Raw genomic sequence first — 24,181 nt, 5'->3', positions numbered from 1 at the left:
AGAGATCAGAGCTTCCCGCGGTCGCAGGCGTAGAAGCCCTTCGCCCCCCAGCAGGGGCCGGTCCTATAGACAATGCCGAGATCGCGGTCCTTGAGCCGCGCGGTCCAGACGCGGCCTTGCCGCAGCTTGATCGTCAGCGGCCCGTCCTCGATCTGGAAGATCACTTCCCTGTCCTTCTCGCGCAATATGCGGCACGGCCTGGCGGTCACGACCCTGCCCTCGAGCTTCACGAAGCAGCGCGCCTCATATTCGTCGAGCCCGGTCGTCGCCGCCGGCGAGGACTCGGAAGGCGCTCGCTCAGGGAGCGTTTCCTCCGCGGGCGTTTGCTCTGACGGGGCTTGCTTGGGCGAAGACGCGGCGGGCGCGGCCTCGGCCTGCGCCGTGACAGGCGGAGCGGCCGGCGGCGGCGAGGCCGCGCTCTGGTCCGCGACGAAGGGCGAGGCGAAGGGCGCGGGAGCGAGCGGCGGCGCATTGTCGAAGGAAGCGCGCGGCTTGGCCGAAAATTCCGCGAGCGCCGACGCCGGATAGCCGAGATCGCCCGCCCCGGCCGTCGGGGCGAGGCCGGCGCCGAACAGAGCGCCGAGCAGCGGGAGCCTTACCTTCATATCCCTCTCTCCTCGGCGGCTGTCGCGGGATCGCGCGCTCATCATCCTGTCATTCGGAGCGGACCGCCATAAATTTCGTCTCGACGCGCCTGCGCGTGAAAGGCCAGGTCCGAGCCGTGCCGGTCTCGCCTTCTATGCTGCTGCGCGCGCAGGTGTTTTTCTTGCGTGAGCGTGGCGGCGAAAAAGGGCGCTTGTTCGGCGCCGGAAGGGCCGGCCCATGTCGTGATTGCTCACAGCTCGCGATCGCTCACAGCCCGAGCGGGAGGCCGATTTGACGCAAATCCCCGAAGAGACGCCGACCCATGCGAGCGCCGCCGACATTCGCGGCGTTCTCGGAGCGCTCGACGACGAGAAGCTCGTGGCGATCCTCGCGCTCGCGCCGACGCTCGCCGAAATCGAGGACGCCTCGCTCTGGCTCTCCGGGGACAGGGATATTTTCGGGCCCGGCCGACCGCTCGGCGAGCGCGCCGGACAAATCGTCGCCGTGCTGGCCGCAGACGAGGAAGACGAAGGCCGTTAGAGCCTCGCGCCCTAAGCCGAGGCGGCGGGCTTGGCCAATTGCGCGGCGCGGGTCGCCTGCTCGCGGCTCGGCACCATGACCCAGGCCTCGCCGTCCAGCACCACCTTGCCGTCGACGAGGCATTCGCAATGAAGACGGGCGCGGCGGCCCTTCTCGATCAGCTCGACGATCTCGACCACGACATGGATCACGTCGCCGATCTTGACCGGGGCGCGGAAATTGAGCGTCTGCGACAGATAGACCGCGCCAGGCCCCGGCAGATACATGCCGATGACGGTGGAGATCAGCGCGGCCGTGTAGAGGCCGTGCACGATGCGCTCGCCGAAGCGCGTCTTGCTGGCGAAATGGTCCGACAAATGGATCGGATTGCGGTCGCCGGAGAGATCGGCGAAGGCGATCACATCGTCATCCATGACGGCCTTCATCAAGGTCTCGCGCATTCCGACGGCGAGGTCTTCGAAATAATAGGTCTTGAAGGGCGTCGACATGGATGCGGTCACCGGCCAATTGTCGCCCAGCGGAAGAGGCCGCTGGGCCGTTTCTCCATCTACCACACCAGAAACGGCGCAAATGCAACCGGTTTGACTCCGGCCCGGGCCAGGAGCGCCTCCATTGCGGCGACGTCCAGCCGGCGCTCCGGCGGCGGATAGAGCTCGTCGCGATGCACGCCCTCGGTCAGGAACAGCGAGTCGAGGCCGGCGCGGGAAGCTCCAAGCAAATCCGTAGCCACGCCGTCGCCTATGGCGAGAACGCGGGCGGGGGCCTCGCCGGCGAGAGCGGCGATGCGGCCGAGAGCGGCGGCATAGATCGGCGGATGGGGCTTTCCGGCCATCACCACCTCGCCGCCCAGCGCGGCGTAACGCTCGGCCAGAGCGCCGGCGCAATAGACCAGCTCCCCGGCGATTCCGACCACGATGTCGGGATTGGCGCAGAGCATGGGCAGGCCGCGCTCGCGCATATATTCCAACGTTTTCAGATAGTCGTCGGGCGTCTCGCGTCTTTCGTCGATGAGCCCGGTGCAGACGACATAATCGGCGTCTTCGAGTGGAACGCGGCGGAATTTTCCGCCGAGCAGCCGATCGGCGGCCTCGAAAAGCCCATTGTCGCGCGGCGGGCCGAGGTGATGGCACGCTTCTCCCTCGCGCACGACCATCTGCTCCAGCGTCAATTGCCCGGCGCTGACGAGATCGTCATAGGCCACGCGCGGCAGGCCGAGCCCGTCGAGCTGCCGGCCGACCTCCTCGCTCGGACGCGAGGCGTTGGTGACCAGCGCCACTCTGCCCCCGCGCGCGCGGAATTTTTCCAGCGCCGCAGCGGCGGCGGGAAAATGCGAGCGGCCGTCGATGAGCACGCCCCAGACGTCGCAGAGGATCGCGTCATAGCGATCGGCGAGCTGCGACAGGCCGGATATTTGCGGAATGGACATTTTTTAAAACCGCGGCTGCGCGAAGGCGGCGGCATGGGCCTGCGGCGCGATCTGCGAGAATTCGCCCGAGGCTTCGTCCAGCACGAGCAGCCTGCCGTCCATCACGCCGAAATAGGCGCCGTGCAGCGAGAGATAATGGCGCTGCTCCAGCGTCGCGATCCAGGGAAAGCTGCGCAGATTGGCGATGCCCTGCTTGATCGATTCGAACGCCAGCCGCTCGATGTAATCGGACGTGACGGGATCGGGAATTGCGCCGGCGCGCTCGGCGGCCGGGGCCAGCAGCTTGATCCAGCTGCCGATGAAATCGCCGGCCGAGAGCGGCCGCGTGTAGGGATCGGCCTGGCTCTCCGCATAGGCGCGCACGCCGCCGCATTGAGCGTGGCCGAGGATGACGAGATGATTCACCTTCAGCGCCATCACCGCATATTCCAGCGCGGCCGACGTGCCGTGATAATCATTGTTCGGCGCATAGGGCGGCACGAGATTGCCGACATTGCGAATGACGAACAGCTCGCCCGGCCCGGCGTCGAAGATCGCCTCCGGCGCGACGCGGGAATCGCAGCAGCCGATGACCATCGTCCGCGGCTTCTGGCCGCCGGCGGCGAGCTCGTGGAACCGCTGCTGCTCGCCGCGAAACCGCCCGGACAGAAAGGTCTCATAGCCTTTCGCGAGATGGACGGGGAGAATGTCGCCGGGCTGCTCTGTCGGGCCGGCTTCGGTCATATTCACTCCTCGTGACGGCCGGCGATGGCGCGCCGGCGGCGGCTCCTTTATTGTGGAGCGCGACCGACGAGGCAAGGGGAGAAAAACAGAGCCATGATTTCGCGACCGCGACGCAGCGTGCTGGCCATGCCGGGTTCCAACGCCAGAGCGCTGGAGAAGGGCAAGACGCTCGCAGCCGATGTGCTGATGTTCGAGCTCGAGGACGGGGTCGCCGAGGCCGCCAAGGAGGCGGCGCGCGAGCAGGTCGTCGCCGCGGTGAAGGGCGGCGGCTATGGCTCCCGCGAGATCGTCGTGCGCGTCAATGTCTTCGATTCGCCCTGGTATGCGGCCGACATCGCCGCCGTCGCGGCCGCGGGGCCGGACGCCATCGTCGTCCCCAAGGCCAATAGCCGGGACGATATTCTGCGCGCCGCGCGCGATATGAAAGCCGCCGGCGCCCCCGCCCACACCACGCTCTGGGCGATGATCGAGACGCCGCGCGCGCTCTTCGACATAGAGAAGATCGCGAGCGCCGCGCAGGAGGCGCCGCTCTCCGCCATGATGCTGGGGCCGAACGACATCGCCAAATCGACGCGCGCGAGACTGACGCCGGGCCGGCCGGCGCTCGTCGCCTGGCTCTCCGCCTCGGTGCTGGCGGCGCGTCTGCACAATGTCGATATCATCGACGGCATCTACAATGATTTCAACGATCTCGAAGGGCTGCGCCGCGAGGCCGAGCAGGGCCGCGACCTCGGCATGGACGGCAAGATGCTGATCCATCCGGGCCAGATCGCCACGGTCAACGAGGTCTTCGCGCCCTCGCCGGCCGAGATCGAATTCGCGCGCAAGATCGTCGAGCTGTTCGACGCGCCCGAGAATACGGCGATCGGCGTCGCGCAGATCGACGGGCGGATGGTGGAGCGCCTGCATCTCGACGGCGCGCGGCGGACATTGGCGCTTTCCGGCGCGCCGTGAGCGCTAAATTCCGGGCGCGATGAGCCTGGAACGAAGCGGCGGATGTTTCGCGGAATGTCCGCCTCGTCTATAAGGGGCTGCGGCGAGGAGCCCCCGAAACATGGCGCAGCACGACAAAGACCCCGCAGCAGATGGCCACGAAGCCTCGGAAAAGGCGTCCGACGACGTCTGGACGACGACGAGCGTCGCTCGTCCCGCCGAACCCGAGCGCCCCGAGGGGGAAGCAATTTCGGCGCCCGCGAGCGAGGCCGCGCCGGCGCCGAAACCGCGCCGCAAGAACTGGCATCGCTTCACCCTGCTGGCGGCGACGCTCGGCCTGCTGGCGACCGCGGGGTCGATCGCCGCCTATCGCTTCCGCGACAAGCATGAGAAGCTCGCCGCCTTCGCCACGATCGTGGACGAAACATTCGCGCGGCCGGAGAAGCTCGTCACAGCGCTGCGCGAGACCGTCGTGAAATGGACGGGCAAGGCCGCAAAGCCCGCTGCGCCTACGAGTCCCCCTGCCCCGATCGCGCGCCGTGAAATCGAGGCGCCCGCGAAGCCGGCTCCGGTCGAGGCGAAGCCGCCGGAGCCGATCCCCGCGCCGCGCGCTCCCGCAGAGGCTGTCGTCACCCGGTCTGCGCCCGCGGCGGCCCCGGTCGCACCTCCCGAGCCGCCGGCCCGAACGCCCGTGGCGGAGCCCGCCGCCCCCATCCTCGACGCGCGGATCGAGGCGCTGACGCAGCGCATCGACGAATTGGAGCGGATCGCTCGCTCGGCCTTGGCGCTGGCGGAACAGGCGGACGCCGGCGCCCGGCCCGCTCGCTCGGAGCCGCCGGCTCAGGATCAAAAGGCGCAAGACCAAAAGATTCGAGACGCCGAGGATAATGTCGCCGGCCTCGAAGGCCGCATCGACTGGCTCTCGGACGAGGTGAAATCGCTGCGCGAGAAGCTCGAAACCGCCAAGGACGAGACTCGCGCCCCGCGCGAAGTGGAGCCTCCGCCGCCGCCCGCTCCCGTGGCCGCCGCGCCGGAAGAGGCCAAAGGCCCCAATCCCGCGACCATCGTCGTCGTCGCGCATTCGCTGCAACGGGCGCTCGATCGCGGCGGTCCCTTCGCCTCCGAATACGCCGTTCTCGCCGCCCATGGCGCGGACCCGGGCGCGCTCGCCGCTCTCGCGCCTTCGGCCGAGAAAGGCGCGCCGGACGCGCGGGCGCTGCGCGCCTCCTTCCATCCGCTGATTCGCAAACTCGAAGCCTCCGTCGAGCTGAAACCCGACGCGCCTCTGGCCGACCGGCTGCTGCAGGGCGCCTCGAAGCTGGTGAAGGTGCGCACTGCGGCGGAGAAGGAAAAAGCCTCGATCGGCGACATTGCCGCGAAACTGGAGGCGGCGCTCGATCGCGGCGAGATCGAGACGGCGCTCGCCGCCTTCGCGGAATTCCCGGACGACGCCAAAACGGTCGCGCGCGAGTGGGAAGAGGCGGCCCGCCGCCGCGTGGAGGCCGAGAAGGCTGCGGCCTCCATTCTCGCCGGCGCCCTGGACGCGCTGGCCAAATCCAAGAACTGAGCGGGGTTTACGACGATCGGAAACTGTTTTCCGATGGGAAATCCTGCTGAAACAAAAGTCTGGGCAGAAGCGCTCAGAACCGAGGCGAGGATCGACGACCCATGATTCTGCTGCTCTTTTTCATTGCGGCGCTGGCCGCTCTGTCCATCGGCCTGCATTGGCTCATCGAGCAGCCGGGTTCGATAACGCTCGACTGGGGCGGCTATCACATAGAGACGTCGCTCGTCGTCGGGGCGGCGGCGCTGATCGCGACGATCGCGGCGATCATCATCGCCTGGGCGATCATCGTCTATTTCTTCCAGGCGCCGGCGCGGCTGAAGCAGGGCTCACGCGCCAAACGCCGCGAAAGAGGTTTTCAGGCGCTCTCGCGCGGCATTGTGGCGGCCGGCGCCGGCCATCTCGCCGAGGCCAAACGCGCCGCCAGGGAAGCGGTCAAAAATCTCGACAAGGAGCCGCTGACCTATCTGCTGCGCGCGCAAGTGGCGCAGCTCGAGGGCGATCGCGTCGGCGCCGAGACCGCCTTTCACGAAATGACGCAACTCTCCGAAACGCGGCTGCTCGGCCTGCGCGGGCTGCACATAGAGGCCAAGCGCCGCAAGGACGAAGAGGCCGCCCATCATTTCGCCGATCAGGCGCATCAGCTCACGCCGCTGCCCTGGGCCGGCCATGCGCTGCTCGAGCATCACGGCGCGCAGGCCAATTGGGAAGAGGCGCGCATAGCCATCGAAGCCAATCTGAAAGCCAAGGCCATCGATCTGCCGACAGCGCAGCGTCTGCGCGCCGTGGTGGAAACCGCTTTGGCGCTGGAGAAACAGGCGGAGCATCCGAGCGAAGCGCTGCATCTCGCCCGGCAGGCGGTGAAGCGCGCGCCCGATCTTACGCCCGCCGTCGCGCTGATCGGGCGGCTGCTCGCCCATCATGGCGACAGCGCCAAAGCGTTGAAGCTTCTCGAGAAGGCCTATGCCGAACAGCCGCACCCCGACATCGCCGAGGCGTTTCTCGAAGTGGCGCCGAGCGAATCCAACGCCGAGCGTCTGGCGCGGGTGAAGAAATTCGCCGCCGCCGCCTCGCATTCGCCGGAAGCGGGAATTCTGGTCGCCCGCGCGGCGCTGGCGGCGCGCGATTTCGCTTCGGCGCGCAAGGCGCTCGCCCCCCTCGTCGCCGAGGGCAAGACGCCGACCGCTCAGGTCTGCCTGCTGATGGCGGAGCTCGAGGACGCCGAGAACGGCCCCAGCGGGCCGGTGCGCGAATGGCTGGCCCGCGGCTCGCGCGCGCCGCGCGATCCGGCCTGGATCGCCGATGGCGTCATCTCGCGGCGCTGGGCGCCGGCCTCGCCGGTCACGGGAAAGCTCGACGCCTTCGTCTGGGCGACGCCGCCCGAGCCCGTCCGCGGCCCGACCGAGGACGCCCGCGCCGATATTCCCGCCGCTTTTTTGACCCGGCCGGAACGGCTGCTGGAGGCGAAAGCGGAAGAGGAAGGCGCGACCGCCTGATTGCGAACGTGGGCGATACGAGCCTTCCGGCTCGCGTCGTCGCCTGCTGCTATTTCATCCCGCGCGGGCGCCTGATCTGCACATAGAGCGCGCCCTCGCCGCCGTGATTGCGCGCCGCCTCGCCGAATCCGACGACGAGATCGCGCATGGCCGGCGCGCTCAGCCACATTGGCGCGAGCCGGCGCAGCACGCCGCCCTCCTCGCTGCGAACGCCCTTGCCCGTCACCACGATCGCCATGCGCGCGCCCGCCGCCTGAGCGCGGCGCAGAAAATCATAGAGCGCGGTCTGCGCCTCGGCCTGGCGCAGGCCGTGGAGATCGAGCTTGGCCTCCACCTCCAGGCGGCCGCGACGCAATTTCGTGCGCGTGCGGTGATCGATTTCCGCCGGCGGCGGCGCCGGACGGGGCCGCTGCTTTTTCTCGGCCGGCGGCGAGACCGGAACGGCCGGCGTCGCGGCGGCGCCCTTCTTCGACTCGGGAGCGTCGATGGGCTGCTCCTCGGGCGGTCGGCGCCGCGCGCGGGTCGGCCGAACATCGGCCGTCACCTTGTTCCACAGCTCGACCTCTTCCTTGGACAGAAAACGCGAACGGCGCGCGTCGCGCGGCGGATCAGCCATCGCCGCGCTCCGCGGCCCGCGGCAGCAGCACGGTGAATTCGGCGCCGTGGCGCACCAGCCCGGCGAGCGTCCCGGCCTCGTCCCCGGCGCCGAAAAAAAGATCGGCGCGGGCCGGTCCCAAAATCGCCGAGCCCGTATCCTGCGCGATCATCAGCCGCTCGAAAGGTTCGGGCGTCGCGCTGCGCCAGGGCAATGTCGCGCCGATCCAGAAGGGCAGGCCATAGCTCCACAGCGCGCGATCCACCGCGATGGAGCGCAGCGGCGTCAGCGCGCAGCCTTCGCCGCCGATCGGCCCGTCGCGCCGCTCCGGCGAGCGATCGGCGCGGAAGAAGACATAGGAGCGATTCTCCTGCATCAGCCGCGCGCCGGGCTCGCCCTCTTCCTGGCCGAGCGCGCGGATCTCCGCCTTCAGCCGATCGAGCGACATTTCGCTCTGCGGCACGCGCCCGCGCTCGATGAGCAGGCGGCCGATCGACGTATAGGGCCGGCCATTGCGGCCGTCATAGGTGAGCGGTAATTCGCGGCCGTCTGGAAAACGCAGCCGCGCCGAACCCTGCACTTGAATGAGAAACAGCTCGACCCTGTCGCGCACGAAGGCGATGGGCTTCGGCCGGATTTCGAGCGGGCCCTCCTCCAATGCGCGGCGATCGGGATAGGGCTCGAGGCCCCCATCCGCGCGGCGCCGGGCGGAGGTGAGCGTTTCGCCCGCCTCGCCGCGAATGGGCGTCTCGTTCAAAGTGACGAGATCGGCGGGCCGGGCGGGAACGGGCGTGCGGAACTCGGCCTCGGGCGTTTCCCGCGCCTCGATCACAGGCTCGTAATAGGCGGTGACGAATCCCGGCGTGCGCAGGCGAAACGGCCGGAAATGCGCAATGAAAAAATCGCGCGCGGCGCCTTGCGAGAGTGTGTCCGCATCCATCGACAGAGCGATGCGGCAGACGCGGACCAGAGCGTCATCGGCCGGCAGCGCCGGGCGCAGCGGCGGCGCCCCAGAAAGAGTGACGGCGGCCGAGCGTCGGAAGACGTGGAAGACCTCGCGCAAATCGTCCCGAAAGAAAGCGTCGATCGAATCGAAACCGATCGGATCGATATCGTCGGACGCCACTCTCGATCCGCCTAATGGACCGTTTCGGTCGCCACGAGCTTCCAATTCGGATCACGCGACGCGACATCGCGCGCGAAAGTCCAGAGGTCGACGATTGCGAGCGGACGCTCGGGGTCGCCTTCGATCACGGCGCCGGCGCTGTCGCGGCGGACCGATTGGAGCTTGACGACGAAACGAAGCGTGATCTGCGCCTTGCCGAACTCGACCTTGGCGTCCTCCACCGTCGCCGAATCTATGGAGACGACATGGGCCTCGGCCGTTTCATTGCGCCGCTCGCGCGCGGCGATCTCGCCGGCGAAACTGTCGAAGACTTCGGTCGAGAGAAGATTTCGCAGCGTGTCGCGATCGCCCTTGGCGAAAGCCTCGACGACCATGCCATAGGCTTTCTTCGCGCCATCGACGAAAGCCGGGGCGAAGAAGCCGCGATCGGAAGCGGCGATCTGGTCCAGGCCGCGCCAGCCGTTGCTGCCGGATTCGGCGAGGCCTTTCCAGCGGTCGGCGTCGAGCGGGCCGGAAGCCGGCGCCGGAGCGAAAGCGGAATTTTGCGGAGCGGGGCCGATCCGCCGGGCCGGGCCGGCGCGATCGGAAGCGGGGCCTTCCCGATCGACGCGAACGCCGAGGACGGACCACAATTTCCAGACGACGAAAGCCGCCAGAGCGGCGAAGACCAAGATGGAGGGGTCGAAATCGGATCCCGACAAAGGGCGTCTCCCAGTCGCAGGGATTGTCCGGTATCATGTCGCGTCCCAGATGTCACGAATCAACCCCTCGCCGGACCATCGGCGATGGGATGGAGGGCGCAGCGACGTGAACAAGTCGAAACTCCTCGCCTATGTGCTGACCGGCTGGCTCTTCGTCGAGATCGTCGCCTTCGTGCTCGTCGTGCAATTTCTCGGCGTGCTGGCGGCGGTCGCGCTCGGGGTCGGCACGACGCTGCTGGGACTGGCCGACGTCAAGCGTCTGTTCGTCTATCTGCGCGGCCGCATCGGACAGCCCCGCGAGGAGCTGAAATCGGGCGTCGCTCTGCTGGACGGAGGTCTCGAGGCGGTCGGCTCGCTGCTGCTGATCCTGCCCGGCTTCGCCTCCGATCTCGTCGGACTGGCGCTGAAATCGCCGTCGGTGCGCGCCCATGTCGCCGATCGCATCCGCGGCAAGACCGAGCGCAAGGGTCCGCAGACGATCGATCTTTCGCCCGGCGAATGGAAAGCGATCGTCGATGAAGGCCCCAAGCGCCGCGTCCGCGCGCGGCGCGCGCCATCCGCGAAAGTCGTTTGATCGGGTGAGACGCCGCGGCCGTCCGGGCCGCAACGTTTCCAATATGCGCCTCGAGATAGGACGGTCGTCCGCCCGCGCCGAAGCGCCCGGCGCCTCGCGGCGGCGGGAGAGGAGGGGCGGTTCGGGACGCTCCGGCCCCTTTCGGCCGCAGCGCTATAAAAATTCTGTCGGTTTCGGAGCGTCCCGAAACGCGGCTTCGCCTTCTCGTCGACGTCCCGAGGCGCATTCAGACCCGCGAATCCTGGGCTTTCGCATTCAAGATCCGATCGCTTCCGAAGGCTTGGGCTCACGGAACGGCTCTCGCTCTTCCCTATGGACGGGAGAGAAACGCCGTTCCGGCGACGCGCCGCCTGTCCATGGACGGGGGTCGCCGTCCCGGATGGAGCCGCCCCCGCCCGCGTTCCCTGACCCGAGAAACGCGCTCTTGCGTCGGCGGGGGCGATAGGAATATTTTCAGGTTATGTCAAGGGGGCGAGAGCAGGGGGATTCGGCTTCCGGACAAGGAGCCTTATTCGGGCGGCCATTCGATCGCGGCAAGATCGCGCGCACCGTCGACGATACGCACAATCTGCGCCCCATAATCCGTCAGACGATAAAGCGCCAGCCAACGCTCGACCACCAAGGCGCGCGCATCGGGCGCGATCTCGGGGCGCGTCCGCCCAAGCTGCGGATGCTGGGCCAGGCGGGCGCAACTTTCCTCGATGCGATCATAGATCGCATCGGCTAACGCATCGGAGTTTCGGGGTGCGATATAAAGCCAGATATCGATAAGGTCTTCGCGCGCGCGGCGCGTGTAATGCAGTTTGGCCACTCGGTCACGCTTTTGCAGCGGCTCTTCGTGCGCGTGCTTGCTTCTTCAATTCGGAAAAATCGAGATTGCCCGCGTCGCCGCTGTCGATGCCTTCCTGCCAAGCCTGCCGTAGAAGCCTGAGCTTTTCAGCCTCCTGCCGCTCGGCCTTCTCCATGATCCGCAAGGCTTCGCGGACAACCTCGCTCGACGAGCTGTAGCGCCCGCCCGCGACCTTGGCCTTGATGAATTCCGCCAGTTCGTCGGTGAGGGATACGTTCATGTTCATGGAATGCGCCTCCATTTTGAGCATCATAGCATGAATGCCTAACAATAGCAAAATTTGCTATATTTAGGCATTTGAACGCGGGGCCGCCAGCGTTTTGTAACAAGCTTTTGCACCTCGAAAGCTTTTAAAAAGCAAGGGCGCGGAGTTTTTTGCAAAAGTCTTGCGTTTGTACGGTTACATAGCCCTGTGCGACTTCGCCGTCCTGTGGCAGGCTCATACTCATGACCCTTGATGATCTTGCGGCTTCGCTACCGAACGGATTTCACGACTCCGCGTTGAAGGTCGTCACGATCGACTATGTAAAACGCGAGGCGAAGCTATCGCTCGAAATCTGGATGGGCGATTGCGACGCCGTCTCTGCCGCCGACCGTGAAGCATATAGGCAAGCAGAGGTGTCTCTATCGGGCTTGGTTTTTTTTGTCTGCGAGCCGCCATCCGCTGGCTACCCTTACAACGTTAAAGGCGAAGTCACGATCGACGTTGGTTCTGTTGAAACGCTTACCATACCACCATCTCCGACATTGCCTTCCACGCCTGTGGGCTGCTTTGTAAATTGGATATTCGTCCGGGACTGGAATGCGTTTATCTACGTCGCGGCTCAGGATGCCGAGTTGGCATGGCTGGCCTGATCGCGCCCCTCCGACGGTCGGGCGAACCTCCACTCCCGGCGCATCGGCGAAATTCGAGCCGAGGCGCTACCCGCCGTCGGATTCCTATGGTTTCCGGGTGATCGCATCGCGAAGGTGGAACGCCTTTCCGGGAGCCGCTTCTCTTTCACCCGATCGCTCGGCTCGACGGCAAATCCCGTTGTCGCAGGCGAGGGGACGTGTTAGGCGGGCGCCGTGGCAGGCGCCGCCATTCCGTCGGGCCTGTCGGGAGCCGAAATCGGCAGGGAGTTCGACGATGACCGATACGAATGGAAACGGCTCCGGCCCGACCGGCGCCCCGGCGCTCAATGTGCTCGTGCAATATGTGAAAGATCTCTCCTTCGAGAATCCCAATGCGCCGCGCTCCTTGCAGCCGCGCCAGAATCCGCCGGACATCGGCATTCAGGTCAATGTGAACGCCAAGCAGCTGTCGCCCGAGGATTTCGAAGTCTCGGTGACGCTGGAAGCCTCCGCCACCGAGGGCGGCGAGGCGCTGTTCAAGCTCGAGGTCGATTACGGCGGCGTGTTCCGCCTCGTGAATATTCCCGCCGAGCAAATTCATCCGATCGTGATGATCGAATGCCCGCGGCTTCTGTTCCCCTTTCTGCGCCAGGTCGTCGCCGACGCCACGCGCAATGGCGGCTTCCCGCCCCTCTATGTCGATCCGATCGACTTTTTCGCGCTCTATCAGCAGCGCGCGGCCCAGGAGCAGCAGGCTCCCGCCAACGCCAACTGAGTTTACGGGAGCGAGCCGCTCAGGCTCGCTTCTCTATTCCCGAGGCAAATCCCGCCTCCATCTCTTCCGGCTGCGCGAAATAGCGCAGCCACATCGGCTCCTTGCCGAGCTTGGCGACGAAGGCCTCATGCGCGGCGCGCTCCGCCTCGGTGAGCAGCGGCGCGAGTTTTTGGGGACGGCTGCGCAGCAATTCGCCGCCGCCAGCTTCCGCCAGAGTCGCGGCGTCCGCTTGCAATATCAGCGCGGATTGGCGGCCGCCCATCAGCTCCGCATAGACTTCCGCCAGCAGGCCGGCGTCCAGCAGCGCGCCATGCTTGTCGCGGCGCGTGAGATCGACGCCATAACGCTGGCAGAGCGCGTCCAGCGTGTTGGAGGCGCCCGGATGCCGGCGGCGGGCGAGGGTCAGCGTATCGACGACGCGATCGAAGGGGATCGCCTCCATCCCCAACAGGCCGAGCTCGAAATTGACGAAGCGCATGTCGAATTCGGCATTGTGCGCGACGAGGGCGGCGTCGCCGACGAATTCGAGAAAGCTCTGCGCGATTTCGCGAAATTTCTTCTGGCCGGTGAGAAAGGCCGAGGAGAGGCCATGCACGCGAAACGCCTCCTCCGGCATGTCGCGTTCTGGATCGAGATAGAAATGGAAAGTGCGGCCGGAGGGGATGAGATTGGAAATCTCGACGGCGCCGATCTCGACGATGCGATGACCTTTGGTCGGGTCGAGACCGGTCGTCTCCGTGTCGAAGACGATCTCACGCATTGCTCGCCTCTCTCGAAAGGATCAGCGCGACGGCTCTCGCCGCGCCAGCTCCTCGAGAATTAGCCGAACTTCCCGCCGAGCGGAATCCAATCCGCGCTCGCTATGCACCACGAAATCGGCGCCGGCGCGCTTTTCGGCGTCGGGCGTCTGCTTGGCGAGAATGGCCGCGAATTTTTCTTCCGTCATGCCGGGGCGCGCGAGCACGCGCGAACGCTGGACGTCCGGCGGGGCCGAGACGACGACGACGGCGTCGACATCCTTTTGCGCGCCGATTTCAAAGAGCAGCGGAATGTCGAAGACGGCAAATCGCTCGCCGGCGCGGCGGCAATTCTCCAGAAAGTCATCGCGGCCGGCGGCGACGAGCGGATGCACCAATGCTTCGAGACGGCGAAGCGCCTCCGAATCGCCGAGCACGCGGGCGGCGAGGCGGGCGCGATCGACAACACCGTCGACAGTGGTTCCTGGAAACATCTCTTCTATGCGCGCCGCCGCGGGACCACGATAAATTTCATGCACGGCGCGATCGGAATCATAGACGGGGACGCCTTCGGCGCGGAAGAGATCGGCCGTCGTCGATTTGCCCATGCCGATCGAGCCGGTGAGGCCGATGACGAGAGGGCGGGTCGAGGTTTCGGCCTTCATGAGAGAAGCGCGCCTTCACGGCGGAGCGCCGCGAGCAAGGGCAGCATCGGCAATCCGACGATCGTCCAATGATCCCCGGCGACGCACTCGAAGAGATGCACGCCGAGACCTTCGATCTGATAGGCGCCGGCGCTGGTCGTCGCTTCCTCGGCGACGCTGTCGAGATAACGGGCGAGAAACTCGCTCGAAACGGCGCGCATCGTCAAATCCGCATGGGCGAGGGTTTCGAAGATTATGTGTCCGTCGCGCGCTAGGGCGATGGCGGAATGCAGGCGATGCGTGCGGCCGGACAGATAGCGCAGCTGCTCGGCGGCGGCGGCGACAGTCGCGGGCTTGCCGAATCGGCGGCCCTCGCAGCTCGCCACCTGATCGGCGCCGACGACCAGCGCTCCGGGCCGCGCGCGCGACACGAGCGAGGCCTTGTCGCGCGCCAATCGCGCAGCCACCGCGTCCGCGTCGCCGCCCGCCGCGACGACCTCCGTCTCGATGGCGCGCTCGTCGATCTCGGCCGGATGAATGAGAAAGGGGAGGCCGCTCTGCTCCAGAGCCATGCGTCGGCCTTTGCTCTTGGAGGCGAGAATCAGCGGCTCGGCGGCGAGCCAGAAAGCGGCGGAACCATCCTGCGACACCGAAGCCTCCTCCGCTTCGCAGCCCACAGCCCGAGCGTGATCACGGGCATTATGGGGAAAAATAGCGCCGCCGACCGGAGGCGTGTGGACAGCTGCGCATATCGTGGCGCGCCGATCAACAGGCGTAAATAGGCGGGGGATAAACGTCAGCGCGGCCATTGGAAGGCTAGATTCTCCGCCATCAAAAGGACAGCATGTGGGAATCGGCTCGCAAGCATTTGTTCATAAATCATTTACCGTCTTGTCCACAAAGACGCCGGGAATCGCTCTACAGCCGTGCTCGCGCTCCGTAACATGTGGATAAAAGGTTGACGAAAATTAACTTCCGTTAACGAACCGTCAATAAAATCAAAAAAATCTCTTAAAGATTGAATTTTCTTTTTGTGTCGTTTTGGGTTAGCTCCAATGACAGGACGAGCGCCAGACGTCGCTTCCCCAACCGTTTCCCGACCTTGCCGGAGCCAAAGCGCAATGAGTGATCGTAAGCCGCTCCTCGACGTTCTACGCGGCGAAGCGCGCGCCATTCCGCCGATTTGGCTGATGCGGCAGGCTGGCCGTTATCTCCCGGAATATCAGGAGCTGCGCGCCAAGGCCGGCAGTTTTCTCGACACCTGCTACAATCCGCGGACGGCGGCGCGGATCACTTTGCAGCCGATCGAGCGCTTCGGCTTCGACGCGGCGATTTTGTTCAGCGATATTCTCGTCGTGCCGGACGCGCTGGGGCAGAAGGTCTGGTTCGAGTCGGGCCATGGCCCGCGGCTCGTTCCCCTCGAGAACGACAGCGACATCGACGCTCTTTCGGGTAGCTTCGACATCGGCAAGCTCGCGTCCGTTTTCGAGACGATCGACCGGGTGAAGGGCGAGCTGCCGAGCTCGGTGGCCTTCATCGGCTTTTGTGGCGCGCCTTGGACGGTTGCGAGCTATATGATCGCCGGCCGCGGCACGCCGGATCAGGCGCCGGCGCGGCTCTTCGCCTATCGCCGGCCGGAGGCTTTCGCGCGGCTCATCGATATATTGGTCGAAGCCTCGGTCGCTTATCTCATTCGGCAGATCGACGCCGGCGTCGAGACGCTACAGATTTTCGACAGCTGGGCGGGCGTGCTGCCGCCGCAGGAATTCGAGCGCTGGGTGGCGGCGCCGCTGAAAAAGATCATCGACAAGGTGAAGGAGGCCCGTCCTGGCGTTCCGATCATCGCTTTCGCGCGGGGCGGGGCGACGCATCTGCCGGGTCTCGCGGAAACGCTCGGCGCCGACGCGCTGGGGCTGGATACGGCGATCGATCCCGTCTGGGCGGCGAAGCATATTCCCGCCGGGCCGGCGCTACAGGGAAATCTCGATCCGCTCGCTCTTCTCGCCGGCGGAGCGGCGCTCGATCGCGAGATCGATTCGATCTTGCAGAGCTTCGCGGGGCGCCCGCATATTTTCAACCTGGGCCACGGCGTTTTGCCGGAGACCCCGCTAGAGCATGTCTCGCAATTGATCGAGCGCGTTCGCAGAGCAGGAAATTGACGTCATGTATCTCTGGATCAAAGCTCTACATGTGATCGCCATTATCGCCTGGATGGCGGGGCTGCTCTATCTGCCGCGGCTCTTCGTCTATCACACGGAAGTCGGGCAGGGCGCGCCCTCGGCCTTGTTCAAGAAGATGGAGCGCCGGCTCGCTCTCTACATCATGGCGCCGGCGATGATCGTCTCTTGGGCGGCGGGACTGGCGCTGATCTATTTCGGCTCCTTTCATGGAGCCGGATGGCTGCACGCGAAACTGGCGCTCGTCGTGCTGCTCACCGGCGTCCACTTTTATTTCGGCGTGACGCAGCGCGCTTTCGAGCGCGACGAGAATCGCAGGCCGGCGCGATTCTTTCGATTCATCAATGAGGTTCCGACGCTGCTGATGATCGGCATCGTCATATTGGTGATCGTCAAGCCGTTCTGAAGACAGGGGGTTTTCCCCGTCCTTCACGCAAATGTCATAGGTTTCGGGCGGATGGCTTGCGTTTCCGCCCGAAAGGGATTAATTGCTGAGTCACTCACCTCAAGGCAGATCGTCGTTTCAAGCGACAGCCGGATCAAAACCGGCCCACCGGGGCATCGGCTCCGTATCCCTTCTGCCCATCCCGCGCCCTAGCCCGCGTTTCATCCGAATATCGTCGAGGATTGTCCCAAATGGGGGAAATCAAGCTTCAGGACCTGAAGTCCAAATCGGCCGCCGAATTGCTCGCCTTCGCAGAGGAGCATGAGGTCGAGGGCGCGTCGCTCATGCGGCGCCAGGAACTGCTCTTTGCAATATTGAAGCAATTCGCCGGTCGCGACGTCGAGATCGTCGGCGAAGGCGTCGTCGAAGTGCTGCAGGACGGCTTCGCTTTCCTGCGTTCGCCAGACGCCAATTATCTCGCCGGCCCAGACGATATTTATGTGTCGCCCTCGCAGATTCGCCGTTTCGGCCTGCGCACCGGCGACACGGTCGAGGGCATGATCCGCAGCCCCAAGGAGGGCGAGCGTTATTTCGCGCTTCTCAAGGTCAATTCGATCAATTTCGAAGATCCGGAGAAGGTGCGGCACAAGGTCCCCTTCGACAATCTGACGCCGCTCTATCCCGATGAGCGTTTGAAGCTCGAGATCGACGATCCGACGCGCAAGGACCTTTCCGCCCGCGTCATCGATCTCGTCGCGCCGATCGGCAAGGGCCAGCGCGCTCTGGTCGTCGCGCCGCCGCGCACCGGCAAGACCGTGCTGTTGCAGAATATCGCGCAGTCGATCACCACCAATCATCCCGAGTGCTATCTGATCGTTCTGCTGATCGACGAGCGCCCGGAAGAAGTGACCGATATGCAGCGCTCGGTGAAGGGCGAGGTGGTCTCCTCCACCTTCGATGAGCCGGCGGTGCGCCATGTGCAGGTCGCCGAAATGGTGATCGAGAAAGCCAAGCGCCTCGTCGAGCATCGCCGCGATGTGGTGATCCTGCTCGATTCGATCACCCGTCTCGGCCGCGCCTACAACACGGTCGTCCCGTCCTCCGGCAAGGTGCTGACCGGTGGTGTGGACGCCAATGCTCTGCAGCGGCCGAAGCGCTTCTTCGGCGCCGCGCGCAATATCGAGGAAGGCGGCTCGCTGACCATCATCGCCACGGCGCTGATCGACACCGGCTCGCGCATGGACGAGGTGATTTTCGAAGAGTTCAAGGGAACCGGCAATTCGGAGATTATTCTCGACCGCAAGGTCTCCGACAAGCGCGTCTTCCCGGCGATCGATATCACCCGCTCCGGCACCCGCAAGGAAGAGCTGCTGGTGCCCTCCGACATACTCAAAAAAATGTATGTGCTGCGCCGCATCCTCAATCCGATGGGCACGGTGGACGCCATCGAATTCCTGCTCGGCAAGCTTCGCGAGACGCCGAAGGGCAACGCCAGCTTCTTCGATTCGATGAACACCTGAGGCGAGGCCCGCGGACGCGCTGTCCGAGGGCTCCCGCATTTCGAGAGAATAAGGCCGAGCCTCTGTCGCTCGCCCTTTGCTTTTGGTGGGGGCGGAAATCTCGGGATTCTCGCCGTGGCCGTCCTTCGAGACGCCCGCTTCGCGGGCTCCTCGGGACGAGGGTTCGGAATATCGTCCCTCACCTGATCGCCCTGATGTCGCGCTATCTCCCGCGCTGAAATTCGCGTAGAGCGATCCGGTGTTCCGTCGGATGTGCAGCTATGTCGATTGAAACGATCTTTGCCTCGGCCACAGGGGCGGGGCGCGCGGCGATCGCGGTGATTCGGCTGTCCGGCCCGATGGTCGGCGCTGTGTTGGAGCGGATCGCAGGACGGCTCCCCGAGCCGAGATCGGCGCATTATGCGCGTCTCGCCGACCCGCGAAGCGGCGAGACGATCGATCGCGGCCTCATTCTCTATTTTCCGGCGCCCAATTCCCCGACGGGCGAGGATTACGCCGAATTGCAGATTCACGGCGGCCGCGCAGTGATGCACGCGGTTCTGACGGCTCTGAGCGCATTTTCGGGCCTGCGGGAAGCGCAGCCGGGAGAGTTTGCGCGGCGCAGCCTCGCCAATGGCAAAATGGATCTGTCGCAGGTCGAAGGCCTCGCCGATCTCATCGAGGCGGAGACGGAATGTCAGCGCCGTCAGGCGATCCGGGCGCTGGGCGGGGCTTTGCGCAAGCAGGTCGAGAGCTGGCGCGAGCTTCTGATCCGCGCGCTGGCGCTGGTGGAGGCGGAGCTCGATTTCTCTGATGAAGGCGATGTGTTCGAGCCGGCGACCGCGCTCCATCCTCTGCTCGCGCCTCTGCTCGAGGAAATGTCGGCCGTGCTGGCGAATGGCGCGGCGAGTGAACGGCTCCGCGATGGTTTCGTCGTGCTGCTGCTCGGCCCGCCGAATGCGGGGAAATCGACGCTGCTGAACGCGCTGGCTCGGCGCGATGTCGCGATCGTCTCTCCGGTTCCCGGAACGACGCGCGACATGATCGAGGTTCATCTCGATCTCGGCGGCATTCCGGTGACTTTGGTCGATACGGCCGGCCTGCGTGAGGCGAAGGACGAGATCGAACGTATCGGGGTCGAGCGGACGCGGGCGCGAATCGCCGAGGCCGATCTGCTGCTTTGGCTCTCCGAAAAAGGGGCGGACGCTCCCGAATTGGCGGCGGCCGAGGGGGCGGAGCTCATTCGCGTCGCGACCAAGGCGGATTTGGGGAATTGCACATCAGATGACCTTGCAATTTCTGCTCGAACAGGGTTTGGAATAGAGCGACTCCTGGATGAAATGGCGGCGCGCGCCAGGCAGCGGCTGGGCGATGGCTCGACGGCTGTGCTGACGCGTGAACGGCATCGGCGGCTCATTCAGGAGGCGAGAGATGCAATCGAGGCAAGCCTCGATCCAGGTAAGCCGCTCGAATTCGTCGCAGACGATCTGCGCGTCACGGGCCGCGCGCTCGGGCGGATCGTCGGCGCCTTCGATGTCGAGGATGTGCTGGATGCGATTTTCTCGCAATTTTGCATCGGCAAATGATGTTTCACGTGAAACAGGATAGCAGGACCGAGGACGGGAAATTGAGCCGAGTGGCCTATGACGTGATCGTGATCGGCGGTGGCCATGCCGGCTGCGAGGCGGCCGCTGCGGCTGCGCGTCGGGGCGCGCGCACAGCGCTCGTCACCCATTCTCGCGCGACGATCGGCGCCATGTCTTGCAATCCGGCGATCGGCGGGCTCGGCAAGGGCCAGCTCGTTCGCGAGATCGACGCGCTGGACGGGCTCATGGGCCGCGTCGCCGACGCCGCCGGAATCCAGTTTCGCCTGCTCAATCGCTCCAAGGGCCCGGCGGTGCGCGGCCCGCGCGCCCAGGCCGATCGCAAGCTCTATCGCGCCGCGATGCAAGAAGCGATCGCCGAGGTCGCAAATCTCGACGTCATCGAAGGCTCGGCCGAAGGTTTGGATGTCCAGCAGGGACGTGTCGTCGGCGTGACCCTGGATGGCGCGACGCTCACCGCCGGCGCGGTGGTGGTGACGACCGGCACTTTCTTGAACGGCGTCATTCATATCGGCGCAACGCAATATTCGGCGGGGCGGATGGGCGAGCGCCCGTCGCTCGGCCTCGCCGAGAATTTGCGCAGCATGGGCTTTGCGACGAGCCGGCTCAAGACCGGAACGCCGCCGCGCCTCGACGGCCGCACGATCGACTGGGCCCGTCTCGAGGAACAAAAGGGTGACGAGACGCCGGAGCCTTTCTCCTATCTGACGACATCGATCGCCAATCCGCAGATCGCCTGCCATATCACCCGCACCAACGCCGACGCGCATAAGGTCATTCTCGACAATCTCGAGCATTCGCCGATGCGCAGCGGCGCGATCTCCGGGCCCGGCCCGCGCTATTGTCCTTCGATCGAGGATAAGGTCACGCGGTTCGGCGATCGCGACGCCCATCAGATTTTTCTCGAGCCGGAAGGGCTCGACGACGATACTGTCTATCCCAATGGGATTTCGACCTCGCTGCCGGAAGAGGTCCAGCGCGCTTTCATCCAGAAGATCGAGGGGCTCGAAAACACGCGCATTCTGCGGCCGGGCTATGCGATCGAATATGATTTCATAGATCCGCGCGAGCTCGACGCCACTCTGGAAACAAAGCGTGTCCGAGGCCTGTTCTTCGCCGGTCAGATCAATGGCACGACAGGATATGAGGAGGCGGCGGCTCAGGGATTGGTCGCTGGGCTCAACGCTGCCGCTCGAGCGGGCGGCGCGGCGGCGGTGGTCTTCGATCGCGCCGAGGCCTATCTCGGCGTGATGATCGACGATCTCGTCACCCGCGGCGTCAGCGAGCCCTATCGCATGTTCACCTCGCGCGCTGAATATCGACTGTCGCTGCGCGCGGACAATGCCGATGAGCGGTTGACGGGCAAGGGGCTCGAGGTCGGCTGTATCGGAAGGGAGCGCGCGCGGGATCATGAGGAACGGATGGCGCGGCTCGGGGGCGCCCGTGCACTGCTCCAGCAATTGTCTCTGACTTCGGCGGCGGCCGCCCGCGCCGGCCTGCCGATCAATCAGGATGGGCAGAGGCGCAGCGGCTATGCTCTGCTGTCCTTTCCGGGAATCGATCTGGCGCGGCTCGCATCGATTTGGCCGCAACTTCTCGAGATCGATTCGGAGACGGCGGCCCGGGTCGAGACCGACGCGCGCTACGCCGTTTATCTCGATCGGCAGAGCGCCGACATCGATTCCTATCGCCGAGACGAGCAGCTCGCTCTCCCCTCGACGCTCGACTATCGGGAAATCGGCGGTCTCTCCGCCGAGCTCTGCGCCAAGCTGTCGGCGCTGCGTCCGCGCACGCTGGGACAGGCGCAGCGCATAGAGGGCGTCACTCCTGCCGCGCTCACCCTTTTGGCGGCGCGGGCGCGGCGCGGGTGATCGATAAAATGGGGGGGAAGGGAAAGGATCGCGTCAGCGATCGTGACAATGCGCTGCAAATCGCGCCGGCGCTGCGGCGCTATATTCGCGAATTCGAAATCTACGAATCGCTGCTGCGCAAATGGCAGAAGTCCATCAATCTCGTCGCCGGCGGCACGTTGGATGAATTATGGACCCGTCATTTCGCCGATTCGGCGCAGATAAGGGAGTTTTTTCCGAGCCTGGAAAACTGGGTCGATCTCGGCTCGGGCGCGGGATTTCCGGGCATGGTGCTGGCGATCTGCCTGAAGGATCGTCCGGGCGCCAAAGTGCATCTGATCGAAAGCGATCAGCGCAAGGCGGCGTTTCTGCGCGCTGTTTCACGTGAAACAGGGGCGGCGGCGGAAATTCACATCGGCCGAATCGAAAGCGAATTGCCCCTCATCGCCGATTCATTGACCGGCGTCACGGCGCGCGCGCTCGCGCCTATGCCGCAATTGATCGAGTGGTCGCACGAACTTCTGTTGAAAAACGTCAAAGGCGTGTTTTTGAAGGGCGAAGATTGGGCTGCCGAATTGACCGGCTCGAGCGCCGCAGATAGTTTCCAGATCTGGACATTGCAGAGCCGCACGCATTCGTCCGGCCGCATTATCGCCCTCGCGCGGGATTTTGGAGCTTGACGTGACCGACGTTCCGCCGCCCCGAATTCTCGTCCTCGCCAATCAAAAGGGCGGCGTCGGCAAAACGACGACCGCCATTAATCTCGGCACGGCGCTCGCCGCCGTGGGCGAGACAGTGCTGGTCGTCGACCTCGACCCGCAGGGGAACGCCTCCACCGGCCTCGGCGTCGACCGCAAGGCGCGACGGATTTCGACCTATGACGTGCTGCTCGCGGAGAGCAGTCTCGCCGAGGCGATCGTGGCCACCGCCGTGCCGCGTCTCTCGATCGCGCCGTCGACGCTCGATCTGCTCGGCGTCGAGCTGGAAATCGCCGGCGATAAGGACCGCGCCTTTCGCCTGAAGCGCGCCGTGGCCGAGCTGATCGCGGCGGAACGCCATGAGCAGGCTCCGGCCTTCAGCTATGTTCTGATCGATTGCCCGCCCTCGCTCAATCTACTGACCATCAATGCGCTCGCTTGCGCCGACGCGGTTCTCGTGCCGCTGCAATGCGAGTTTTTCGCGCTCGAAGGTCTGTCGCAGCTGCTGTCGACCGTGGATCAGGTGAAGCGCTCGCTCAATCCGCGGCTGTCGATCCATGGCATTGTGCTGACCATGTTCGATCCGCGCAATAATCTCGCGACCCAGGTCGTCGCCGATGTGCGCCGCTTCATGGGCGACAAGGTCTATGAGACGGTGATCCCACGCAATGTGCGCGTGTCGGAAGCGCCGTCGCATGGCAAGCCGGTGCTGCTCTATGATCTCAAATGCAGCGGCAGCCAAGCCTATCTGAAGCTCGCTACGGAAGTCATTCAGCGCGAGAAGCAGCTGCGGGCAGCCTGAGGCAGGGTTTCGTCGCGCGCTGCGAGCGCGCCTCTCGTTTGAAGGACATCTCTCGAAATGGCCGAAGAAGCGACGCGCAGAAGATTGGGGCGGGGGCTGGCGGCTCTGATCGGCGATGCGGGCGAGGAAGCGCCGGCGGTGGAGCGCGCGCGTGGCCAGCGCCGGGCGCCGATCGAATTTCTGCGGCCCAATCCGCGCAATCCGCGCGTTTCTTTCCGCGAGGAGGAGCTCGCCGATCTCGCGGCCTCCATCCGCGAGAAGGGCATTATTCAGCCGATCGTCGTGCGCACAGTGCCCGGCGTCGCCGACGCTTATGAGATCATCGCCGGCGAGCGCCGTTGGCGCGCCGCCCAGCTCGCCAATCTCGCCGATGTGCCGATCATCGTGCATGAGGCGGATGATCGCGAGGCGCTCGAGCTGGCCATTATCGAGAATGTCCAGCGCGCCGATCTCAATGCGATCGAAGAGGCGCGCGGCTATGAGCGCCTGGGTAAGGAGTTCGGCTATTCGCAAACCGATCTCGCCAAGATCATCGGCAAGAGCCGTTCGCATGTGGCCAATACGCTGCGGCTGCTCAATCTGCCGGAGGCGAGCCGTCGCCTGGTGACGGAAGGCGCGATTTCCGCCGGCCATGCGCGCGCGCTGCTCGCGGTGGACAATCCCGATTCGGTGGCGCGCCGCGTCGTCGAGGAGGGCCTCACCGTGCGCGACGTCGAGCGCCTCGCGCAGGAGGATTCCGGCGCCAAGCTGGAGACGAAGTCGCGTAAGCCGCGTGTCGAGAAGGACGCGGATACTGTGGCGATGGAAAAGCTGCTGACCGACGCGCTCGGCCTCTATGTCTCGATCCACCATCATAGCGAGAGCGGCGAATTGCGCATCCGCTATACGACGCTGGAGCAGCTCGACGGATTGTGCAGAAGATTGACGGGGTGAGGGGGAAAGTCGTCGGCGCTCGAGAAGCTCTCGCCGGGAGACAATCCGTCGATGGTGGGCTTTTTCATATGATTTATCAGCCGTTTGGCGTGGATGGCCGGGACAAGCCCGGCCACGACGGCGGTGTTTC

General features: G+C 65.2%; 27 protein-coding genes. 15 read left to right on the top strand and 12 right to left on the bottom strand.

Annotation, left to right across the window (positions count from 1 at the left end):
• Positions 1-5: 5 nt before the first annotated feature.
• Positions 6-605 (bottom strand): hypothetical protein, encoded by a 600-nt coding sequence (locus tag KP010_RS08995; RefSeq protein ID WP_142862880.1) that lies wholly within the window; start codon positions 603-605, stop codon positions 6-8.
• A gap of 271 nt (positions 606-876) precedes the next feature.
• Here KP010_RS08995 and KP010_RS08990 point away from each other — a divergent pair, with 271 nt between their 5' ends.
• Positions 877-1,125 (top strand): hypothetical protein, encoded by a 249-nt coding sequence (locus KP010_RS08990; protein WP_142862881.1) that lies wholly within the window; start codon positions 877-879, stop codon positions 1,123-1,125.
• 11 nt (positions 1,126-1,136) lie between these two features.
• Here the strand turns inward: KP010_RS08990 and KP010_RS08985 are convergent, their stop codons facing one another.
• The 3 genes from KP010_RS08985 to KP010_RS08975 are packed head-to-tail and all read right to left on the bottom strand — an operon-like array spanning position 1,137 to position 3,274.
• Entirely contained in the window at positions 1,137-1,613 is a 477-nt protein-coding gene (locus KP010_RS08985) for a MaoC family dehydratase (RefSeq protein ID WP_108915622.1), read from the bottom strand.
• Positions 1,614-1,672: 59 nt separating this feature from the next.
• Positions 1,673-2,551: a TIGR01459 family HAD-type hydrolase gene (locus tag KP010_RS08980; protein ID WP_108915464.1), complete on the bottom strand. Its 879-nt coding sequence runs from the start codon at positions 2,549-2,551 to the stop codon at positions 1,673-1,675.
• A 3-nt stretch (positions 2,552-2,554) separates the two neighbouring features.
• Positions 2,555-3,274, bottom strand: coding sequence for a carbonic anhydrase (locus tag KP010_RS08975; protein WP_108915465.1), 720 nt, complete (start codon positions 3,272-3,274; stop codon positions 2,555-2,557).
• A gap of 93 nt (positions 3,275-3,367) precedes the next feature.
• Here KP010_RS08975 and KP010_RS08970 point away from each other — a divergent pair, with 93 nt between their 5' ends.
• The 3 genes from KP010_RS08970 to KP010_RS08960 all read left to right on the top strand — a co-directional run bounded on the left by KP010_RS08970 (position 3,368) and on the right by KP010_RS08960 (position 7,267).
• Positions 3,368-4,228, top strand: a complete 861-nt coding sequence (locus KP010_RS08970; RefSeq protein ID WP_142862882.1) for a CoA ester lyase — start codon at positions 3,368-3,370, stop codon at positions 4,226-4,228.
• A 100-nt stretch (positions 4,229-4,328) separates the two neighbouring features.
• Positions 4,329-5,774, top strand: a complete 1,446-nt coding sequence (locus KP010_RS08965; RefSeq protein ID WP_142862883.1) for a COG4223 family protein — start codon at positions 4,329-4,331, stop codon at positions 5,772-5,774.
• 101 nt (positions 5,775-5,875) lie between these two features.
• Positions 5,876-7,267: a heme biosynthesis protein HemY gene (locus KP010_RS08960; protein ID WP_142862884.1), complete on the top strand. Its 1,392-nt coding sequence runs from the start codon at positions 5,876-5,878 to the stop codon at positions 7,265-7,267.
• 49 nt (positions 7,268-7,316) lie between these two features.
• Here the strand turns inward: KP010_RS08960 and KP010_RS08955 are convergent, their stop codons facing one another.
• From KP010_RS08955 to KP010_RS08945, 3 genes are read right to left on the bottom strand one after another with little or no spacing between them, the layout of a single operon-like run.
• Positions 7,317-7,883 carry a Smr/MutS family protein gene (locus KP010_RS08955; protein WP_216280747.1) on the bottom strand — a complete coding sequence of 189 codons (567 nt, stop codon included), beginning with the start codon at positions 7,881-7,883 and terminating at the stop codon, positions 7,317-7,319.
• Complete coding sequence (locus tag KP010_RS08950) at positions 7,876-8,988, bottom strand: murein transglycosylase A (RefSeq protein ID WP_142862886.1); 1,113 nt, start codon at positions 8,986-8,988, stop codon at positions 7,876-7,878. Before KP010_RS08950 ends, KP010_RS08955 begins: the two co-directional genes overlap by 8 nt.
• A gap of 11 nt (positions 8,989-8,999) precedes the next feature.
• Complete coding sequence (locus tag KP010_RS08945; protein WP_108915471.1) at positions 9,000-9,689, bottom strand: Tim44/TimA family putative adaptor protein; 690 nt, start codon at positions 9,687-9,689, stop codon at positions 9,000-9,002.
• A 106-nt stretch (positions 9,690-9,795) separates the two neighbouring features.
• Here KP010_RS08945 and KP010_RS08940 point away from each other — a divergent pair, with 106 nt between their 5' ends.
• On the top strand, positions 9,796-10,263 hold the full coding sequence (locus KP010_RS08940) for an FxsA family protein (RefSeq protein ID WP_108915472.1): 468 nt from the start codon (positions 9,796-9,798) through the stop codon (positions 10,261-10,263).
• A 508-nt stretch (positions 10,264-10,771) separates the two neighbouring features.
• On the opposite strand, the gene KP010_RS08935 is transcribed toward KP010_RS08940, so the two are convergent.
• Entirely contained in the window at positions 10,772-11,074 is a 303-nt protein-coding gene (locus tag KP010_RS08935) for a type II toxin-antitoxin system RelE/ParE family toxin (RefSeq protein ID WP_142862887.1), read from the bottom strand.
• A gap of 4 nt (positions 11,075-11,078) precedes the next feature.
• Entirely contained in the window at positions 11,079-11,366 is a 288-nt protein-coding gene (locus KP010_RS08930; protein ID WP_343219790.1) for a type II toxin-antitoxin system ParD family antitoxin, read from the bottom strand.
• A 194-nt stretch (positions 11,367-11,560) separates the two neighbouring features.
• On the opposite strand from KP010_RS08930, the gene KP010_RS08925 reads away from it, so the two are divergent.
• Together KP010_RS08925 and secB are read left to right on the top strand one after the other, a co-directional pair.
• Complete coding sequence (locus tag KP010_RS08925) at positions 11,561-11,968, top strand: hypothetical protein (protein WP_142862889.1); 408 nt, start codon at positions 11,561-11,563, stop codon at positions 11,966-11,968.
• Between the two features lie 274 nt (positions 11,969-12,242).
• Entirely contained in the window at positions 12,243-12,722 is a 480-nt protein-coding gene (gene secB, locus KP010_RS08920; RefSeq protein WP_108915474.1) for a protein-export chaperone SecB, read from the top strand.
• A 19-nt stretch (positions 12,723-12,741) separates the two neighbouring features.
• Here secB and dnaQ read toward each other — a convergent pair whose 3' ends face one another.
• The 3 genes from dnaQ to KP010_RS08905 are packed head-to-tail and all read right to left on the bottom strand — an operon-like array spanning position 12,742 to position 14,753.
• A complete protein-coding gene (gene dnaQ, locus KP010_RS08915) occupies positions 12,742-13,482 on the bottom strand; it encodes a DNA polymerase III subunit epsilon (RefSeq protein WP_142862890.1) in 741 nt (246 codons plus the stop codon).
• A 21-nt stretch (positions 13,483-13,503) separates the two neighbouring features.
• Positions 13,504-14,124 carry a dephospho-CoA kinase gene (gene coaE, locus KP010_RS08910; protein ID WP_142862891.1) on the bottom strand — a complete coding sequence of 207 codons (621 nt, stop codon included), beginning with the start codon at positions 14,122-14,124 and terminating at the stop codon, positions 13,504-13,506.
• Positions 14,121-14,753, bottom strand: coding sequence for a nucleoside triphosphate pyrophosphatase (locus KP010_RS08905; protein ID WP_281405374.1), 633 nt, complete (start codon positions 14,751-14,753; stop codon positions 14,121-14,123). The genes coaE and KP010_RS08905 overlap by 4 nt, the downstream gene beginning before the upstream one ends.
• A gap of 471 nt (positions 14,754-15,224) precedes the next feature.
• On the opposite strand from KP010_RS08905, the gene hemE reads away from it, so the two are divergent.
• The 8 genes from hemE to KP010_RS08865 all read left to right on the top strand — a co-directional run bounded on the left by hemE (position 15,225) and on the right by KP010_RS08865 (position 24,051).
• Complete coding sequence (gene hemE / locus KP010_RS08900; protein ID WP_142862893.1) at positions 15,225-16,262, top strand: uroporphyrinogen decarboxylase; 1,038 nt, start codon at positions 15,225-15,227, stop codon at positions 16,260-16,262.
• A gap of 4 nt (positions 16,263-16,266) precedes the next feature.
• Positions 16,267-16,686, top strand: coding sequence for a protoporphyrinogen oxidase HemJ (gene hemJ / locus KP010_RS08895; protein ID WP_142862894.1), 420 nt, complete (start codon positions 16,267-16,269; stop codon positions 16,684-16,686).
• A gap of 230 nt (positions 16,687-16,916) precedes the next feature.
• Positions 16,917-18,185 carry a transcription termination factor Rho gene (gene rho / locus KP010_RS08890; RefSeq protein ID WP_108915480.1) on the top strand — a complete coding sequence of 423 codons (1,269 nt, stop codon included), beginning with the start codon at positions 16,917-16,919 and terminating at the stop codon, positions 18,183-18,185.
• Positions 18,186-18,445: 260 nt separating this feature from the next.
• Positions 18,446-19,750 (top strand): tRNA uridine-5-carboxymethylaminomethyl(34) synthesis GTPase MnmE, encoded by a 1,305-nt coding sequence (mnmE, locus tag KP010_RS08885; protein ID WP_142862895.1) that lies wholly within the window; start codon positions 18,446-18,448, stop codon positions 19,748-19,750.
• 41 nt (positions 19,751-19,791) lie between these two features.
• Positions 19,792-21,639 carry a tRNA uridine-5-carboxymethylaminomethyl(34) synthesis enzyme MnmG gene (gene mnmG, locus KP010_RS08880; protein ID WP_253203588.1) on the top strand — a complete coding sequence of 616 codons (1,848 nt, stop codon included), beginning with the start codon at positions 19,792-19,794 and terminating at the stop codon, positions 21,637-21,639.
• A gap of 8 nt (positions 21,640-21,647) precedes the next feature.
• Positions 21,648-22,298, top strand: a complete 651-nt coding sequence (gene rsmG, locus KP010_RS08875; protein ID WP_142862896.1) for a 16S rRNA (guanine(527)-N(7))-methyltransferase RsmG — start codon at positions 21,648-21,650, stop codon at positions 22,296-22,298.
• 1 nt (position 22,299) lies between these two features.
• The gene (locus KP010_RS08870; protein ID WP_216280746.1) at positions 22,300-23,118 is read left to right on the top strand and encodes a ParA family protein; all 819 of its coding nucleotides are present in this window, start codon (positions 22,300-22,302) and stop codon (positions 23,116-23,118) included.
• 57 nt (positions 23,119-23,175) lie between these two features.
• On the top strand, positions 23,176-24,051 hold the full coding sequence (locus tag KP010_RS08865) for a ParB/RepB/Spo0J family partition protein (RefSeq protein ID WP_216280745.1): 876 nt from the start codon (positions 23,176-23,178) through the stop codon (positions 24,049-24,051).
• Positions 24,052-24,181 lie beyond the last annotated feature (130 nt).

Source organism: Methylosinus sp. KRF6 (assembly GCF_018887255.1).
GTDB lineage: Bacteria > Pseudomonadota > Alphaproteobacteria > Rhizobiales > Beijerinckiaceae > Methylosinus > Methylosinus sporium.
The sequence above is the reverse complement of the archived record's forward strand: the minus strand, read 5'-3'. Positions and strand labels throughout refer to the sequence as shown.

Bases quoted from the DNA above. Each gene is read 5' to 3' on its own strand.
- KP010_RS08995 (WP_142862880.1), bottom strand. From the start codon at position 605: ATGAAGGTAAGGCTCCCGCTGCTCGGCGCTCTGTTCGGCGCCGGCCTC.
- KP010_RS08985 (WP_108915622.1), bottom strand. From the start codon at position 1,613: ATGTCGACGCCCTTCAAGACCTATTATTTCGAAGACCTCGCCGTCGGA.
- KP010_RS08980 (WP_108915464.1), bottom strand. From the start codon at position 2,551: ATGTCCATTCCGCAAATATCCGGCCTGTCGCAGCTCGCCGATCGCTAT.
- KP010_RS08975 (WP_108915465.1), bottom strand. From the start codon at position 3,274: ATGACCGAAGCCGGCCCGACAGAGCAGCCCGGCGACATTCTCCCCGTC.
- KP010_RS08970 (WP_142862882.1), top strand. From the start codon at position 3,368: ATGATTTCGCGACCGCGACGCAGCGTGCTGGCCATGCCGGGTTCCAAC.
- KP010_RS08965 (WP_142862883.1), top strand. From the start codon at position 4,329: ATGGCGCAGCACGACAAAGACCCCGCAGCAGATGGCCACGAAGCCTCG.
- KP010_RS08960 (WP_142862884.1), top strand. From the start codon at position 5,876: ATGATTCTGCTGCTCTTTTTCATTGCGGCGCTGGCCGCTCTGTCCATC.
- KP010_RS08955 (WP_216280747.1), bottom strand. From the start codon at position 7,883: ATGGCTGATCCGCCGCGCGACGCGCGCCGTTCGCGTTTTCTGTCCAAG.
- KP010_RS08930 (WP_343219790.1), bottom strand. From the start codon at position 11,366: ATGATGCTCAAAATGGAGGCGCATTCCATGAACATGAACGTATCCCTC.
- KP010_RS08925 (WP_142862889.1), top strand. From the start codon at position 11,561: ATGACCCTTGATGATCTTGCGGCTTCGCTACCGAACGGATTTCACGAC.
- secB (WP_108915474.1), top strand. From the start codon at position 12,243: ATGACCGATACGAATGGAAACGGCTCCGGCCCGACCGGCGCCCCGGCG.
- dnaQ (WP_142862890.1), bottom strand. From the start codon at position 13,482: ATGCGTGAGATCGTCTTCGACACGGAGACGACCGGTCTCGACCCGACC.
- coaE (WP_142862891.1), bottom strand. From the start codon at position 14,124: ATGAAGGCCGAAACCTCGACCCGCCCTCTCGTCATCGGCCTCACCGGC.
- hemE (WP_142862893.1), top strand. From the start codon at position 15,225: ATGAGTGATCGTAAGCCGCTCCTCGACGTTCTACGCGGCGAAGCGCGC.
- hemJ (WP_142862894.1), top strand. From the start codon at position 16,267: ATGTATCTCTGGATCAAAGCTCTACATGTGATCGCCATTATCGCCTGG.
- rho (WP_108915480.1), top strand. From the start codon at position 16,917: ATGGGGGAAATCAAGCTTCAGGACCTGAAGTCCAAATCGGCCGCCGAA.
- mnmE (WP_142862895.1), top strand. From the start codon at position 18,446: ATGTCGATTGAAACGATCTTTGCCTCGGCCACAGGGGCGGGGCGCGCG.
- rsmG (WP_142862896.1), top strand. From the start codon at position 21,648: ATGGGGGGGAAGGGAAAGGATCGCGTCAGCGATCGTGACAATGCGCTG.
- KP010_RS08865 (WP_216280745.1), top strand. From the start codon at position 23,176: ATGGCCGAAGAAGCGACGCGCAGAAGATTGGGGCGGGGGCTGGCGGCT.